This is a genomic window from Wenzhouxiangella sp. XN24 (assembly GCF_011064545.1).
Taxonomy (GTDB): domain Bacteria; phylum Pseudomonadota; class Gammaproteobacteria; order Steroidobacterales; family XN24; genus XN24.
In genome coordinates, this window is record NZ_JAAMFG010000030.1 from 1 (window position 1) to 15,132 (window position 15,132).

16 protein-coding genes and 4 tRNA genes are annotated in these 15,132 nt (G+C 68.5%); 2 read left to right on the top strand and 18 right to left on the bottom strand.

Going from position 1 to position 15,132, the window contains the following annotated elements:
• The 10 genes from tuf to G6032_RS06130 form a co-directional block, all read right to left on the bottom strand.
• Positions 1 to 1,191, bottom strand: a complete 1,191-nt coding sequence (tuf, locus tag G6032_RS06085; protein WP_165281250.1) for an elongation factor Tu — start codon at positions 1,189 to 1,191, stop codon at positions 1 to 3.
• Positions 1,192 to 1,279: 88 nt separating this feature from the next.
• A tRNA-Thr gene (locus G6032_RS06090) sits at positions 1,280 to 1,355 on the bottom strand.
• Positions 1,356 to 1,403: 48 nt separating this feature from the next.
• Positions 1,404 to 1,477: transfer RNA gene (locus tag G6032_RS06095), tRNA-Gly, on the bottom strand.
• Positions 1,478 to 1,550: 73 nt separating this feature from the next.
• Positions 1,551 to 1,635: transfer RNA gene (locus tag G6032_RS06100), tRNA-Tyr, on the bottom strand.
• Positions 1,636 to 1,790: 155 nt separating this feature from the next.
• Complete coding sequence (locus G6032_RS06105) at positions 1,791 to 2,069, bottom strand: hypothetical protein (protein ID WP_165281263.1); 279 nt, start codon at positions 2,067 to 2,069, stop codon at positions 1,791 to 1,793.
• 47 nt (positions 2,070 to 2,116) lie between these two features.
• A tRNA-Thr gene (locus G6032_RS06110) sits at positions 2,117 to 2,192 on the bottom strand.
• A 120-nt stretch (positions 2,193 to 2,312) separates the two neighbouring features.
• Positions 2,313 to 2,597 carry a hypothetical protein gene (locus G6032_RS06115; RefSeq protein ID WP_165281264.1) on the bottom strand — a complete coding sequence of 95 codons (285 nt, stop codon included), beginning with the start codon at positions 2,595 to 2,597 and terminating at the stop codon, positions 2,313 to 2,315.
• A gap of 116 nt (positions 2,598 to 2,713) precedes the next feature.
• Positions 2,714 to 3,475, bottom strand: a complete 762-nt coding sequence (locus G6032_RS06120; protein ID WP_165281265.1) for a type III pantothenate kinase — start codon at positions 3,473 to 3,475, stop codon at positions 2,714 to 2,716.
• Positions 3,472 to 4,458 (bottom strand): biotin--[acetyl-CoA-carboxylase] ligase, encoded by a 987-nt coding sequence (locus tag G6032_RS06125; RefSeq protein ID WP_165281266.1) that lies wholly within the window; start codon positions 4,456 to 4,458, stop codon positions 3,472 to 3,474. The genes G6032_RS06120 and G6032_RS06125 overlap by 4 nt, the downstream gene beginning before the upstream one ends.
• On the bottom strand, positions 4,455 to 5,102 hold the full coding sequence (locus G6032_RS06130) for a glycerol-3-phosphate acyltransferase (protein ID WP_165281267.1): 648 nt from the start codon (positions 5,100 to 5,102) through the stop codon (positions 4,455 to 4,457). The genes G6032_RS06125 and G6032_RS06130 overlap by 4 nt, the downstream gene beginning before the upstream one ends.
• A gap of 118 nt (positions 5,103 to 5,220) precedes the next feature.
• Between G6032_RS06130 and G6032_RS06135 the strand changes: the two genes are divergently transcribed.
• On the top strand, positions 5,221 to 6,114 hold the full coding sequence (locus G6032_RS06135) for a YegS/Rv2252/BmrU family lipid kinase (protein ID WP_165281268.1): 894 nt from the start codon (positions 5,221 to 5,223) through the stop codon (positions 6,112 to 6,114).
• 19 nt (positions 6,115 to 6,133) lie between these two features.
• Here G6032_RS06135 and G6032_RS06140 read toward each other — a convergent pair whose 3' ends face one another.
• The 5 genes from G6032_RS06140 to G6032_RS06160 all read right to left on the bottom strand — a co-directional run bounded on the left by G6032_RS06140 (position 6,134) and on the right by G6032_RS06160 (position 11,205).
• Positions 6,134 to 7,006, bottom strand: coding sequence for a DMT family transporter (locus tag G6032_RS06140; RefSeq protein ID WP_165281269.1), 873 nt, complete (start codon positions 7,004 to 7,006; stop codon positions 6,134 to 6,136).
• Positions 7,006 to 7,899 carry an alpha/beta hydrolase fold domain-containing protein gene (locus G6032_RS06145; RefSeq protein WP_165281270.1) on the bottom strand — a complete coding sequence of 298 codons (894 nt, stop codon included), beginning with the start codon at positions 7,897 to 7,899 and terminating at the stop codon, positions 7,006 to 7,008. The genes G6032_RS06140 and G6032_RS06145 overlap by 1 nt, the downstream gene beginning before the upstream one ends.
• 3 nt (positions 7,900 to 7,902) lie before the next feature.
• Positions 7,903 to 9,276 (bottom strand): NAD(P)-binding domain-containing protein, encoded by a 1,374-nt coding sequence (locus G6032_RS06150; protein ID WP_206211847.1) that lies wholly within the window; start codon positions 9,274 to 9,276, stop codon positions 7,903 to 7,905.
• Between the two features lie 68 nt (positions 9,277 to 9,344).
• Entirely contained in the window at positions 9,345 to 10,175 is an 831-nt protein-coding gene (locus G6032_RS06155; protein WP_165281272.1) for an arginine deiminase-related protein, read from the bottom strand.
• 82 nt (positions 10,176 to 10,257) lie between these two features.
• A complete protein-coding gene (locus G6032_RS06160; protein WP_165281273.1) occupies positions 10,258 to 11,205 on the bottom strand; it encodes an arginine deiminase-related protein in 948 nt (315 codons plus the stop codon).
• Positions 11,206 to 11,268: 63 nt separating this feature from the next.
• Here G6032_RS06160 and G6032_RS06165 point away from each other — a divergent pair, with 63 nt between their 5' ends.
• On the top strand, positions 11,269 to 11,943 hold the full coding sequence (locus tag G6032_RS06165; RefSeq protein WP_165281274.1) for a glutathione S-transferase: 675 nt from the start codon (positions 11,269 to 11,271) through the stop codon (positions 11,941 to 11,943).
• Between the two features lie 55 nt (positions 11,944 to 11,998).
• Here G6032_RS06165 and G6032_RS06170 read toward each other — a convergent pair whose 3' ends face one another.
• From G6032_RS06170 to G6032_RS06180, 3 genes are all read right to left on the bottom strand, one after another.
• A complete protein-coding gene (locus tag G6032_RS06170) occupies positions 11,999 to 13,459 on the bottom strand; it encodes a DUF4397 domain-containing protein (protein WP_165281275.1) in 1,461 nt (486 codons plus the stop codon).
• 84 nt (positions 13,460 to 13,543) lie between these two features.
• Positions 13,544 to 14,455: an anti-sigma factor gene (locus G6032_RS06175; RefSeq protein ID WP_165281276.1), complete on the bottom strand. Its 912-nt coding sequence runs from the start codon at positions 14,453 to 14,455 to the stop codon at positions 13,544 to 13,546.
• Positions 14,455 to 15,012, bottom strand: coding sequence for a sigma-70 family RNA polymerase sigma factor (locus tag G6032_RS06180; protein ID WP_165281277.1), 558 nt, complete (start codon positions 15,010 to 15,012; stop codon positions 14,455 to 14,457). The genes G6032_RS06175 and G6032_RS06180 overlap by 1 nt, the downstream gene beginning before the upstream one ends.
• Positions 15,013 to 15,132: the final 120 nt, after the last annotated feature.

Below are 15,132 nucleotides of genomic sequence, written 5' to 3' on the forward strand. Positions count from 1 at the left end.
TTATTCGTAAATCTTTGCGACCACGCCGGCGCCGACGGTGCGACCGCCTTCGCGGATGGCGAAGCGCAGGCCCTCTTCCATCGCGATCGGCGCAATCAGCTCCACCACCATCTGCACGTTGTCGCCCGGCATCACCATCTCCACACCCTCAGGCAACTCGCACATCCCCGTCACGTCCGTCGTGCGGAAATAAAACTGCGGCCGGTAGCCCTTGAAAAACGGCGTATGACGACCACCCTCGTCCTTCGCCAGGATGTACACCTCGGCCTGGAACTTCGTGTGCGGCGTGATCGAACCCGTCTTCGCCAGCACCTGGCCACGCTCTACGTCGTCACGCTTCGTACCGCGCAGCAGCACGCCCACGTTGTCCCCCGCCTGGCCCTGGTCCAGCAGCTTGCGGAACATCTCGACGCCCGTCACCGTCGTCTTCGTGGTATCACGGATGCCCACGATCGACACCTCGTCGCCCACCTTCACGATGCCGCGCTCGATACGTCCCGTCACCACCGTGCCACGTCCCGAAATCGAGAACACGTCCTCGATCGGCATCAGGAACGCACCATCAATCGCACGCTCCGGCTCCGGAATGTAACTGTCCATCGCGTCCACCAGCTTCAACACCGACGGCACGCCAATCTCGCTGTCATCACCCTCGAACGCCTTCAGCGCCGAACCCGTGATGATCGGCGTGTCGTCCCCGGGGAACTCGTAGGTGCTCAGCAAATCCCGAACCTCGAGCTCCACCAGCTCCAGAAGCTCGGCATCGTCCACCATGTCCGCCTTGTTCAGGTACACCACGATATAAGGCACACCCACCTGCCGCGCCAGCAGAATGTGCTCCCGCGTCTGCGGCATCGGACCATCCGCCGCCGACACCACCAGGATCGCACCGTCCATCTGCGCCGCACCCGTGATCATGTTCTTGATGTAGTCCGCATGACCCGGACAGTCCACGTGCGCGTAATGCCGGTTCTCCGACTGGTACTCCACGTGCGCCGTCGCAATCGTGATGCCGCGCGCCTTCTCCTCCGGCGCCTTGTCAATCTGGTCGTAGGCACTCACCTCACCACCAAACTTCTCCGCCATCACCTTCGTCAACGCCGCCGTCAAGGTCGTCTTGCCATGGTCAACATGGCCAATCGTCCCCACATTCACATGCGGCTTCGTACGCTCGAATTTCGACTTGGACATCGGTGCTCGACTCCGGACTAATCTGTTTGTTTGCCATGCCGGCGCCGTCTTTGAGACGGGTCGCCCGCTTCGTTCAATGCCTGCAACTTGGAGCCCACAACCGGATTTGAACCGGTGACCTCTTCCTTACCAAGGAAGTGCTCTACCGACTGAGCTATGTGGGCCTCGATCCTGTTGTCTACCGCCTGCTCCCCGGCAACGGCTCCCCTGTCTGGAGCGGGCGATGGGAATCGAACCCACATCATCAGCTTGGAAGGCTGAGGTTCTACCGTTGAACTACGCCCGCGCGTGCTCTTGCCTCCACCTTTCTGCCAGCTCGTCCCTGCCCAGTTCCTCACCAGAGTGGGCTGCAAGGCCCGTGGTGGAGGGGGGAGGATTCGAACCTCCGAAGGCTGAGCCAGCAGATTTACAGTCTGCCCCCGTTGACCGCTTGGGTACCCCTCCCCAAAAGCGCAAGCCGCGTATTATTAAACGCGGGCCCTGGGGTGTCAACAGACACAGGCGGGAATTGCGGCGGTCGCGGGACAACCGCCGCCGTGGCATGAGCTGCCGGAAACGGCGGCCGGGCGCTCACAGGCCGCCCGGCCGCGGGAATCGCCTTACTCGGCGCCCTCTTGAGCGAACCAGGCGGCGACATCCGGGACATCCTCTTCGGCCAGCACGCCGGAAATGTCCTCGGGGTGGGACGCCGGATCGCTGAGAATCGCGCGGATGGCCGCCTCGATCTCCGCGGCGCTCAGCCCGGAGAAATCGTCGGGCATGTGGCAGTCGAGACAGGCATCGGCCTTGGCCTCTCCGGCGGCCGGGTCGGCGGCAAGGGCGGCGCCGCTGGCTGCCGCGAGCGACAGGGAAAGCAGGGCGAGGGAGATTTTATTCATTTTATAGTTCCTCTGGGATGGGCGGACGGGCTGGGAGTATAACGAAATGGAGCCGGCGACAGGAGTCGAACCTGCGACCTGCTGATTACAAATCAGCCGCTCTGCCAACTGAGCTACACCGGCACCGGCCTGCATTCTAGGACCCGGCCACGCCCGCAGCAACGCGGCAACGGGCCCCGGACAAAAAAAAGCCGCCCCCGACGAATCGGGGGCGGCCCGGGTTTCCGCTCTGCGGACGGGGGCCTACTCGCCGCCCGCCGCCGCGTAGAAATAAGCAGCCAGGTCAGGAATGTCCTCGGCCGTCATGTCCTCGAGGCCCGGGGGATGCGGGAGCTCGCCCGACAGCGAGTCTTCCAGGGCCTTGGTGATCTCATCCTTGGACATGCCCTCGAAATCCTCGCCCGCATGGCAATCCATGCAATAGAGCGCTTCAGCCTTGGCTTCACCGGCGGCGGCATCACCCGCGAGCGCGGCGCCACTGAAGGCGAACAAGGGCATGGCCAGCATTGCGATTGTGAGCTTTCTCATATACATGGTCCTCCCGACCTTGACGATGACACGGATAGGCGCAGTATATCCCAGGAGCCTGCCTTGGGTATTCGTAGAGCCCACGACGGCTCCAACAGCCCGCGTTCAGCCCTCGTTCAGGAAAGCCTCGCCGTCGCGGCCCGTGCCAGTCCCTGCAATACCAGGTCAGGGACATGCCGCGCATCCGCCACCGCCTCGACCAGTGCAGCCGCGTCCCCGCCGGTCAGCAGCAGGCGCGCAGTCCGGCCGCAATGCCTCTCGAGCCGATCGCGTGCGCCGCGCACGGCGCCGACGGCGGCGAGTCGCGCCCCTGACTCCATGGCCGGGCCGGTATCGGCCGGAAACTCGCCGGCGCCGGCCACGCCGGAGGCCCGACGCAGCTTGCCGAGGTCGCCGGTGCGCGCTTCCAGCGCCGCCACCATCATCGAAAGGCCCGGCAGGATCCATCCGCCGAGGTGCCGCCCGCCGGGCGCCAGCGCATCGAGCGTGAGCGCCGAGCCGGCATCCACCACGAGGCAGGCCTCGTCGCTCAGCACCCGCGCCCCGAGCAATGCGGCCCAGCGATCCGCACCGAGATGCGACGGATCACGGTAACCGCAGGACACGCCCCCGAACTCGCGCTCGGCCCGCAGGAACGCCAGGCTCCCGCCGCCGGATTCCCGCAGCGCATCGGCCAGCGATTTTCCCGCAGCGGCCCCGGCGACGTTGGCGCACAGGGCGGGCCGGCCCTCGAGATCCGTCCCGTCGAGCAACCCGGCGAGCGCCTCGCGCATGCCCCGGTCCCGGTGCGACGCCTCGCCGAGCACGCGCACGCCGCCGCCGGGCAGCGGCCAGCCGGCTTTCAGCCGTGTATTGCCCAGGTCCAGCAGCAACATCATCCCGCGGCCCTCAGCGTGACTTCACCCGCGGTGATCCGCTGCCGCGAGCCGTCGGCCGTTTCGAGCAGCAGCGCCCCCGAGCGGTCGATCCCGCGGGCGATACCGCGCCGCTGGCTGCTCCCCGCGCTGACGCACACCGGGCGGCCATGCATCGCGTCGCGCGTCGCCCAATCGGCAAGCACCGCGTCGCTGAGCGCTGCCGGCGCCCGCACGATGCATGTCGTGAGCGCCTCGATGAGCGCCGCCGCGATCCTGTTGCGCCCGAGGCCCGGCGCCACGGCGGCGAGGTCGGCCGGCGGGAGGCCGCCCGCCGACACGATCGCCGCACGGGCCGCGGTCCCGAGCCGCAGGTTCAGTCCGAGTCCCACCGCCAGCGTTGCGGGACCCTGGGCTTCGCCGCGCAACTCGATCAGCACGCCGCCGAGCTTGGCGTCATCGAGCAACAGGTCGTTGGGCCACTTGAGCCGCACGCCGGCCACCCCGAGCGCCTCGAGAGCCGTCGCACACGCGACGCCGACCGCGGCCGGCAGCGCCGCGAAATCGGCCGGGGCCGCCGCCATGCGTCCCCCCACCGACAAGCAGATGCCCGAGGCCGGCGGCGCCAGCCAGCGTCGCCCGCGGCGCCCCCGGCCCGCCGACTGGTATTCCGCGAGGCAGGCGGCCAGCGTCCCGAGCGGCAGCCCGCCCGCCAGCACCCGGGCGTTGGTGGAATCGATCTCCGCCACCACCTCGAGAAGGCCGAGCTGGTCGCAGGCCGCTGGCTGCAGGGCAGCGCGAATCGCTGCCGGGTCCAGCAATTCCAGCGGCGCCGGCAGGCAATAGCCGCGGCCGCGGCGGGCCTCCACCGGCACGCCCAGCGCGACCAGCCGGCGCACGGCTTTCCAGACCGCGGCGCGACTCACGCCCAGCGCGCGGCCGAGCGCCTCGCCGGACACGGGATGGCCGGGCGCCAGGGCCTGCAACAGGGCCGGATTGAAATTCACCGCTGCGGTCCGGAGGGCCGCCTGCGGCCCGCGAACATGCGGCTCTCGGTGCCGGCGCGCATGCGCGCGATGTTGCCGCGGTGTGTCCAGGCGACGAAGCCGGCCATGAACAGGGCGAACCAGAACAGTGGACGACCCGCCTGGCCGGCCAGCGCGAGCCAGACCGGCGCCAGCGCCGTCGCGCAGATGGTGGCGAGTCCGACATAGCCGCGCAGCAGGAATACCGGCACCCAGCTCAACACCACCGCCAGGAGCAGCCAGGGCTCGATCGCGCCATAGGCGCCCAGCAGCGTGGCCATGCCCTTGCCGCCCCGCAGGCCGAAATACAGCGGCCAAACGTGCCCGAGCACCGCTCCCGCAGCGATGCCGGCGGCGATGGTCTCCCGCGATACGTCCGGATCGACGCCGATCCCGGGCAGCGCCGCGTCACTCAGCCAGAGGATCGGCGCCACCACCTTGGCGATGTCGATGATCATGACCCCCAGCGCAAAGCCCTTGCCCTGGGTGCGCAGCGCATTGGTGCCGCCGGCATTGCCGCTGCCGAGCTGACGGATGTCCGTGCCACGGATCCGTCCGAGCACCAGGCTGCCCACGAGAGAGCCCGCGAGATATCCGATGAGCAGCTTGGCGCAGAATTCGAGCATGAATGACCGTGGGGAGCCAGAGGCGGGATTCTAGCCCGGATCAGCGGCGCTGGCGCGGGGCCAGGCCCGGGTGCGCTGGGGTATGCTGCCCGCGGTCTACCGGGGAGTGCGGGCCGCCATGCGCGAAGCCGTCGTCGTATTCGTCAATCCCGCTGCAGGCGGAGGCCGCGGGCGCCGCCACGGCGCGCGGGCGGTCGCGTTGCTCGAGGCCGGCGGACTGCGGGTCGAGACCGTCATCAGCGCAGGGCCGGGACAGCTCGAGGAGCTGGCGTTCCGCGAAGCCGAACGGGGGCGCGAGCGGATCATCGCGATCGGCGGGGACGGCACGCTGTCCGAAGTGGCCCGCGGCGTACTGGCCGTGCCCGGCGCTCCGACCATCCTGGGCGTGGTCCCGCTGGGCACCGGCAACGACTTCATCAAGTCCGCGGGGCTGCCCCGCGCCTGGCGCGCGGCGTGCATGCGACTCGCGGCCGGTTGCACGCCGCGCGCCATCGATGCCGGCCAGGTCAACGGTCACTGGTTCGTCAACGGCGTCGGCTTCGGCTTCGACGCCGCGATCACCCGGGCCATGCTGCGGCGGCGATGGTTGCCCGGTCCGCTGGCCTACGGCGCCGGGCTCCTCGACGCCCTGCGCAACGGCGTCGCAGCGCCTGCATGCTCGCTGCGCTGGGACGGCGGCGAGGACCGGCGGCCGATGACGCTGGTCGCTGCCTGCAACGGCCAGTATGTCGGGGGCCTGTTCCGGCTCGCGCCCCGGGGCATGCTGGACGACGGCCAGCTGGACCTCGTCTGGGCGGACGCGCTCAGCGCGATGCAGGTGCTGCGGCACGCGCCGAGCGTGGTGCGCGGCACGCACGAACACCTGTCCGTCGCGCACTTCGCCCGCAGCCGTCGACTCGAGATCGACAGCGCCTTCGGCATGCCGGCCCAGGCTGACGGCGAGCTGCTCGGCGAGGACGTCTCGCATCTCTCGATCGAGCTGGCGGCAGGCGCATTGCGGCTGTGGACCTGAGACTCGACGCCCGGACCGCTCAGCGCCGCGGACGCGAACCGAGACCGATCGCCGCGATCGCCAGCGTGGCGCCCGCGATCTCCCTTGGTCCGAAAGCGCGGGAGAAGATCAGCACGTCCCAGAGGAACGCCAGGATCGGCTGCAGCAACAGGATCAGGCCGACGCGCGATGCAGGCACGTGCGGCAGGCTGCCGGAAATCAGCAGCCAGCCCACGACCTGCGCCACGAGGGCGTAGGCCGCCAGCAATCCCGCCGACCTGGCGTCAGGAATGGACACCGGCTCACCACCGAGCCCCGCGCCCGCGAACAGGAATGCCGCCGAGACCAGTGAAACGATCATCAGGTCGGACACGATCGACCCGGCCGGGCTCGCGGCACGGGCACGCCGTAACGCCAGGATGTAAGCCGCGTAGAACACGGCGGTCAGCAGGCCGAACACGATCCCCCAGCGGTAGTCGGCATCGAGGCTCTGCCATTCGAAGCCGACGATCAGGCCGAGGCCGAGGACGGCCATCGGGATCGCCACCATGAGCTCCCAGCGGGCCTTCTCACCGAAGAACACTATGCCGACGACGGCCAGCAGGAACACCTGGAAATTGCCGAGCAGGGTCGCGAGGCCGGGGCCCACGTACCAGATGCTTCGATGCCACACGGCGAGGTCGGCGGAGAACAGCACGCCGGCGGCGAGCAGGGCCAGGAGCGCCGCGCCGGAGCGGCGCTCGACCGGCGTGCGACGCAGGATCACCCAGGCGGCCAGCATCAGTCCGCCGAACAAGGTGCGGTAGAACGCGCTCTCGGTCGGACTGACCGGGGTGAGGCGGACGAACACGGGCGCAAAGCTGATCAGTGCTGCGCCACAGAGCAGCCGCAGCGTCGGACTGGCAGGGATCATCAGGCGTGATCCGGCTGCAGCCCGAGCATGGCGACGGCGGCGTGCAGGGTGGCGTCGGCTTCGGGCAGCACCCCGCCGAACAGCGGCCAGGCATGCCAGAGTCCGCTCGATTCCTCTATGCGCAGCCTGACGCCGGCCTCGCGCAACGCGGCGGCGAGGCGGCGCGCATCTTCAGCCAGCGCCTCGTCGCGATCGAAGGCGAGATACACGGGCGGCAGTCCCGCGAGCGACGCGTCCAGCAGGTCGAAGCGCGGATCGCTGGCCGGGATGTCGCCCCGCCACGCGGCGATGCCCTGCTGCACGAATCCGGGCGGCAAGAGCATATCGGCGGCCAGCGCTCGCTCGGCGCGCGCCAGCTCGACCAGGGGCGAAAAAAGCGCGAGGCCCGCCGGCCGCGGCAGCCCGGCGGCTGCGGCATAGCGCGCCACGGCAAGCGCCAGCCAGCCGCCCGCGGAATCACCCGCCAGTGCGATCGGCCGCGCGCCGTCCAGCGTCAGCGCCCGCCAGGTGGACTGCAAGTCCTCGAGCGCGGCCGGGAAAGGGTGTTCCGGCGCCAGCCGATAATGCGCGGCGAGCACAGGGCGGCCCGTCAGCTGGGCGCAGCGGGCCACGATCGCCCGATGGCTGGCGGGGGAACCCAGCACGAAGCCACCGCCGTGGACATAGAGCATCGCGCCGCGCGGATCGTCCGGCTGGACATCACCCGGCAGCAGCCATTCCCCGCCCGGGTTTTCTTCGGCGGCGGGCTGGATGCGGACGCCGCGCGGCAGGGGGAGCACCGCGGCAGCCCGCTCGATGCGCCAGCGCCGGTGCACCAGCGGCCGCCTCGGCACCAGCCCCGGACGCACCACGGTGCGGGCCAGCATGCGTGCGAAGGCGCGACGCATCGCCATGAGCTAGTGCGCCGCCGGCGAGGCGCCCGGAGAAAAGGGGCCTTCCGTTTTGCGCTCGCGCGCGAGGCGCGCGCCGCGGCGCGTGAGCTTGCGCAGGCGATACAGGTAATCTTCGAAATCCACCTGCATGGTATGGCGGGCCGAACGATCCCGGTAACGGCGAAACAGCGCCTCGCGCTCGCGCGTCATCTCGCGCGTCATCGTCGCGGCATCCGGCAGGGCGACGCGGCCGAGCAGGTGGTCGCCGATGAAGCGGCCCTGTGCTTCCGCGATCGGCATGATGGCGCCAAGCGGCTGCAACAGCCCGACGAAGAACAGGTTGTCGATGCCCGGCTTGACCATGCGCTCCCACAACGGCAGGTCGTTGCCGGGTGCGGCAATGAACGACGGCGCGAAAAACGGCAGGCTGAGCTTGTAGCCGGTGCACCAGACGATGATGTCGATCGCCTCGCTGCGGCCGTCGCTGAACTCCACCCGCTTGCCCTGCAGGCGGCGGATACCCGGGCGCGGCAGGATGTCGCCGCTGCCGAGGCGCATGTAGATCTCCTGGCTGATGGTCGGATGCGCCTCCAGCATGCGGTGGTCGGGGCGCGGCAGGCCGAAACGCCAGGGCGTACCCGCATTGAGGGTGACGACGATCCGGGTCAGGAGGCTGCCGAGCCGCCACGGGACCCAGTGCGGCAGCATGCCGAGGCGCGACATGGGGATGCCGAACAGGTACTTGGGCAGGATCCATACCCCTCGGCGCGCCGACAGGTACAGCCGTTCGGCGATTCCCGGGCGCGACAACTCGCAGGCGATGTCCATCGCGCTGTTGCCCATGCCCACCACCAGGACGCGCTTGCCATGGAAATCGACCGGGTCCGTCGGGTTCAGGTAGCTGTGCGAGTGCAACTGCTCGCCATCGAATTCCCCGGGATAAGGGGGCTCCGGCCAGCGCGGGTCCCAGTGGTGGCCATTGGCCACGACCAGGACGTCGAACAGCTCGGTCGCGCCGGAGTCGAGCGAGATTTCCCACCGGCCGTCATCGCGGCGATGTGCCCGCTTCACCTCCGTGTCGAAGCGGATATGCTCGCGCAGGCCGAAGTGCTCCACGTAATCGTCGAAGTAGCGCTTGATGACCCGATGGCCGGGATAGTCCGGGGTATCGGCGGGCATGGGGTAGTCCCGGTATTCCATCAGCTTCGCGTCGGTGTTGATGTGCAGCGACTCGTAGGCGGCCGACATGCCGTTGCGATTGCGGAAACACCAGTTGCCGCCGATATCGTCGCTCTTCTCGTAGCAGACCTGCGAGATGCCGCGGTCCCGCAATGCCTTGACGACTGCGATGCCGCTGGAGCCGGCGCCGATGACGCAGACGCGGGGCCCTTGTGCCATGCCTTCCCTCCGGGTGGACGCAGCGTCCATTCTAGCCGGGCCGGCGTCTTTCCGGGGAACGGGCTTCTTCAGGCCGGGCGCTGCGGCTCCGTCAGCTTGAGCGTCAGGCACTTCGCCGACCCGCCCGCCTTGAGGAATTCGGACAGCCCCAGTTGCGTCACCCTGAAGCCTCGCGACTCGAGGACGCCGACGAGTTCGCCGCCCGTGCGGTTCATGAAGATGCAATCGCCCACGTTCACGGCGTTGCAGGCGAAATGCCCGGCATTCTCGACGCTGACCGGAATGCGCTTGTGGCGCGGCACGCGCCGCTCGATCTCCTTGCGGGACTCGGCGGCGAAGGCCGGCGGATGGTAGAGGAGATAGCCGCCGTCCAGGGGACAGAGACAGGTGTCTATGTGATAGAAACGCGGATCGACGAGCCGGATCGAGACCAGCTCGAGGTCGAACCAGCGGCGCAGGTAGTCGTGCGCCTCGAGTTCGGTGCGAAAACCGTAGCCCGTCCAGAGCCACGGGCCACCACGATCGATCAACGCGTCGCCGGCGCCCTCGAAGGCGATGTTCTGCGGCAGGACACGCACTTCGAAGCCCTCGGCCTCGAACCAGGCGCGCAGGAAAGGCTCCTCCGGCCGCCGCTCGTGCGGCATGAAATGCGACGGCACGGCGAGATTCTGGTACACCAGCCCAGCATTCGCGGTGAACACCAGGTCGGGCAGGCCCGGACGGGGGTCGAGCAGCCTGACCTCGGCGCAGGTGGAGATGGCCTCCCGCAGCGCTTCCCACTGCTCGCGGGCCAGCGCCAGGTCGAGCGAGCCGGAGTGCCCGTCCATCCAGGGATTGATGACGTAATCCACCTCGAAATGGTCGGGCGGGCACATCAGTATGCGAGTGTCATGGGTCATGGGAAGTGCTCGGCGCAGCAGGCTCGGGCCGCGATTCTACTGCATATTATGTGCAAGGGGCCCTGCGGCGGTCCGCCCGGCCTCAAACTCGTCGCGGGAGATGGACCGCCGCGAGCATGCAACGGACGCTGCCGCCGCCGCCGTCCTCGATCGCGGCCACCGGGGCGGCGACCAGGCGACAGCGCGCGGCCAGGGTCGCGCGCTGGCCTGCATCGAGCGCATCGAGGGCGCGTGACGACAAGGCCAGGAGGCGCTCGCCATCGACACTCGCCAGCTCCAGCATGTTGCCGGCGAAGCTGCACATCTGCTCGAAACGAATCGGCACGACCTCGTGGCCGGTGTCTTCCAGGCGTTGCCTGACTGCCGCGCGCTGCCCTGCATCGCTGATAGCCTCCTCGCAGACCACGGCAAAATCCTGGCCGATGCACATCAGCACGTTGGTGTGGTAAATCGGCAAGCCTTCCTTGTCCAAAGCAGCGAAGGCCAGCGGTTCGTAATCCAGTTGCTGTGCGGCCTCCGCCAGCACCGCGGGGTCGGTGCGCGCGGAAAGACAGGCGTAGGCGACGCGATGAACCCGGTCCAGGACCATGCTGCCGGTGCTTTCGAGAAAGCGGTCGTCGGCCTCGTGACCCGACAGGTCCAGCACCCGCGCCACGTGAAAGCCGTGCTCCCGGCTGAGCATCTCGAGAATGTCCCGGCGCCGCTCGCCGCGGCGGCTGGGCGCCATCATCGGGTAGAGCACGGCCGTGCCGTCGGCGTGGAAGCTCACCCAGTTGTTGGGAAACACGGAATCCGGGGTGGGCGGCTGCGCCGTGTCGGACACGACGATGACGTTGACGCCGGCGGTACGCAGCGTATCCACGAGGCCGTCGAATTCCACGGCTGCCGCGGCCTGCTCGGCTTGGGGATCCGCCGCGGCGGGCGGGCGCTGGAAAGCGTTCGAATCCACCGTTTCGGGATTGCCGTGAAAAGCCACGGGGCGCACCAGCAGCACGGTGTCGGTCGCCTGGCGATCGCCTGGGTAACTCATGGGGCCATTCTATCCTCGGCCGGGAGCGGATAGCATCGGGCCTCTTTTCCTGCGGAGACGCCGATGATCATCGTCCACCACCTCGAAAACTCGCGATCGCAACGCATCCTGTGGCTGCTCGAGGAGCTCGGCGTCCAGTATCGCGTGAAGCGATACGCGCGCGATCCGGAGACGAAACTCGCGCCGGCGACATTGCGCAAGGTCCACCCCCTCGGCAAATCGCCCGTCATTACCGACGGCGACGTCACGGTGGCCGAATCCGGCGCGATCATCGAATACCTGGTCGATATGCACGGCCCGGACAGCGGCTTGCGGCCCTCGCACGGCACGGAAGAAGGACGGCAATATACTTACTGGCTGCATTATGCCGAGGGCTCGGCGATGCCGCCGCTGTTGCTCAGCCTCATTTTCCGCAAGATGCCCGATGCGCCCATGCCCTTCTTCGTTCGCCCGGTCGTGCGTGGCATCGCCGACAAGGTCCAGCAGAGCTTCGTGAAGCCGCAGCTCGCCCTGCATCTCGATTTCATGGAGGCGGAACTGGGGCAACGGACCTGGTTCACCGGCGAAGCGTTCACGGCCGCCGACATCCAGATGAGCTTCCCGCTCGAGGCGGCGGCGGCCGGTGGCCTGCTCGGCGCGGAACGGCCGAAGCTGCAGGACTTCGTCGAGCGCATCGCGGAACGCCCCGCTTACCAGCGCGCGCTCAAGAAGGGCGGCCCCTACACGCTGGGATTCTGAACAAGAACGGCGCCCGTGCCGGAACACGGGCGCCGTCATGCCGTAATGGCTCGCTTCAGGACGTCGGGTCCGTCAGCGCCACGTGATCGATCACGACCAGGCCGGGCGACGTCTCGCCGTCATCCGGGTCACTGGCGATCGCACTGATGACGTCGCCACCGTCGAAAGTCGCGCCCGCGAGCGAAATCGCCGGCGCAGTCTCGCCCGTCAGCGTCACGAAGACGTCGTAATCACCCGGCGACAGCGCCACGAAACCGGTCGAGGCACCGAACTCCACGCCGCTGAATGCAGGACTCACATCAGGCGAAGTGATGTCGGTCCCGGCCGGTACGACGTAGATGTCAACCGCCGGCGTTGCGGCCGAACCGTGTACGATGCGCACGCGTGCCTCGGTCGCGATCGGCCGCAACGAGTCGTCCAGCGCCAGCAACTCGAGCGAACCCGCGCCCAGCGAACCCGCCACGATGCCGGTCACGTCCGTACCCGCGGCAAGATCCACCGGGGTGTCGAAGGTCACGGCCGAAGTCCCTGCGCAGCCCGTCTGCTCGTCGAACACCTCGAGCCCCACCACGTAGCTGCCGGGGGGCACCTCGCCGAGATAACCGAAGCCGCGGAACGGCACGCCCGCGAACAGTTCGACGCGCTCCGTGTCCGCCGTGCCGGAATCGTCCGCGACGACGCACACCGTCGGCGCATCAGCCGCGTTGTGCACGGCCGTCAGGCCGGCCGGCGCGGCGTCCCCGCCGTCACGCAGTTCGGCAACGGTGCCGTCGGCAAACACCGCCAGCAGGGAGACCGGTGCACTCCCGGGTCCCACGTTGTCGACCGCGACGATGCTCAAGTCCGCCCCGTCGGGTAGCGTCACCGCCCCGGAATCGAAAACCACGGTGTCGCTACCCGGCGGTGTAACGCGGATCCGGTAGTCGGCCGCGGCCACGGTGCCCAGGTCGAGCACCTCGCCGAACGCGAACGTGGCGGGCGTCAGTCCAGCCAGCTCGGTGTCGGGCGCGGTGACATAAACGTCCACCTCGAGTACCGACGGCGCGCCGTGCAGCACCTGGATGCGGACCCCGTTGATCGTTTCCTCGACGGGACGCGGGAGTACGAACAGCTGGAGCGGATTGCCGTCCCCGGAGGCCAGCAACTCCGCCGTGCTGCCCGCGGCGATCACCGCGTAGGCGGTATCGGCCTCCAGTGCCAGCCCGGGCGCTGCGAGCACCTCGACTTCGCTGCCGTCCGGGAGGATCGCGTTGACGGCCGCATCGATCGTCCCCGCTTCGAGCTCGAGGAATGGCGAGGCCACGGCAAAAGGAACGCCGGCGAGTCCATCCGGGACTGCGCCGTTGACCGTGACATTCACTGCCGGGGCATCCGCCGAAGCATGCACTACCTGCAACTGGGCGGTCGATGCTGCGGGTGGCGGCTCGATGATGGTCCCGTTGTCGTTGCTGCCGCCGCAAGCCGCGAGCGTAAGCACCATCGCAGCCAGCAGGCCGCGGCCAAAAAGTCGATTCATGATGGCTCCTCCTCAGGAATCCGGCAAAACCCGGGGTCGGCCTTTAATTCGGCCGGGGAGGAGAAAGCAGATTCATCGAGAAGGTCAGGCGCCCGGCTGGGCCACGAGCGCGATGCGTTCACGCGAGGAAACGACCACCCCGCCGGCCTGTTCCACGGTGATGGCGAACAACACCGCCTCGCCCACCGGCAGTTTCGCGCGGATGGGTACGAGTGTTTCGCCGTCGGGCGCGACATCGAATACGCCCCCGTCCACCGGAAAGCGCTCATCACGCTCGGCATCGAAGATCCACAACTGGTACTGCCAGGCGGAGGGGTCGTTCGGCTGCAAGCCGCTGAAGCGCATCACCCCCGCCTGTTCGGCAGGGTTCCAGATCACCCGGCCGCCAGCGTCCGCGGCCGCCGGATCGTCCGTCGCGGACCAGGGCAACGCCAGCGTTTCCGGCCGGTTTTCGAGCTGCGCCAGCAGTTCCGCCGGGGTCGGCTCGACCAGTTCGGCGAGCACCTGCTCGCGCAGGTCGAGATCCTGTTCGAGACGGGTCACGGAGACTTCCAGGGCGGCCTGGCGCGCGGCGAGCGCCGCCCGATCGTCCGCCAGCTGCTCCACCTGCAGCCAGCCCACGACGGCCACCACGAGCGCCGCGGCCGCGGCCACCCAGCCACCCCAGGCGGTGCTGCGTGGACTGCGGGCAGGCATCGCCACGACGGTTCCCGGCGCAGGCAGGTCAGGTGTCCGGTCGGCCGTTGCGGTGCGTTCGGCAAACCACGCGGCGGCGTCGGCTTCGATTCGATCGCGCACCCCCGCGGGCATCGGCTCGACGGCCACGCCGACCAGCGCCAGCGCCGCGGCCGTGCGCTCGAAGGCTTCGGTATCGATTTCCGGATGAGCTGCCGCGTGCTCGGCAAACTCGGCTTCGTCCGCCGGCGGCAGGCCCTCCACGGCGCGGATCGCCATGAGTTCGAACAGGCGGTGGTCTTCCGGCAGCTGGGCAGCCATCAACTGTGCTCCCCGGCATCCGCCAGATCAGCCACCTGCATCAATTCCCGCACGCGAATCAGCCCCCGGCGCATCTGTGTCTTGACCGTCCCCAGCGGCATGCCCGTCATGTCCGCGATCTCGCTATGGCTGAGGCCCTGGAGCAGGCCCAGCTCGAGTACGCGCTGCTGTGCCGGCTTGAGGGTGGCGACAGCCTTCGCGGCCAGGGCCGCCTCGGCAAATGTCTCCCCCTCGTCCTGCGTGTTCGACGCCAGTTCGAATCCGGGTGCATCGATGTCGTCCATGCGCGGCTCGCGGCCCTGGCGCCGGATGCGATCGATGAGGCGGCGCCGCGCGATCATGGCGACAAACAGGGTCTCTGAGCCCTTGGACTCGTCGTAGCGGGAAGCGCTCTTCCAGATATCGAGGAAGATTTCCTGGGTCGCGTCCTCGGCATCCGTCGGGTTGTAACAGGAACGGCGCGCAAGCGACCAGACGAGACCACCGAACTGGTCCATCACTTCCTTGATGGCGTTGCCGTCGCCATTGGCTACTCTCTTCAAGAGAGGTTCCGCCATCGAGAGATTCCTTTCCGCAGTTAGGTCGCTGGATGGGTCACGGATGGGGGCTGACCCGGTTTCCGGAGGCTCCGGTTTATAGCAAATTCCCCGAATGCCGCCAATTGTAACCGTTTGCCA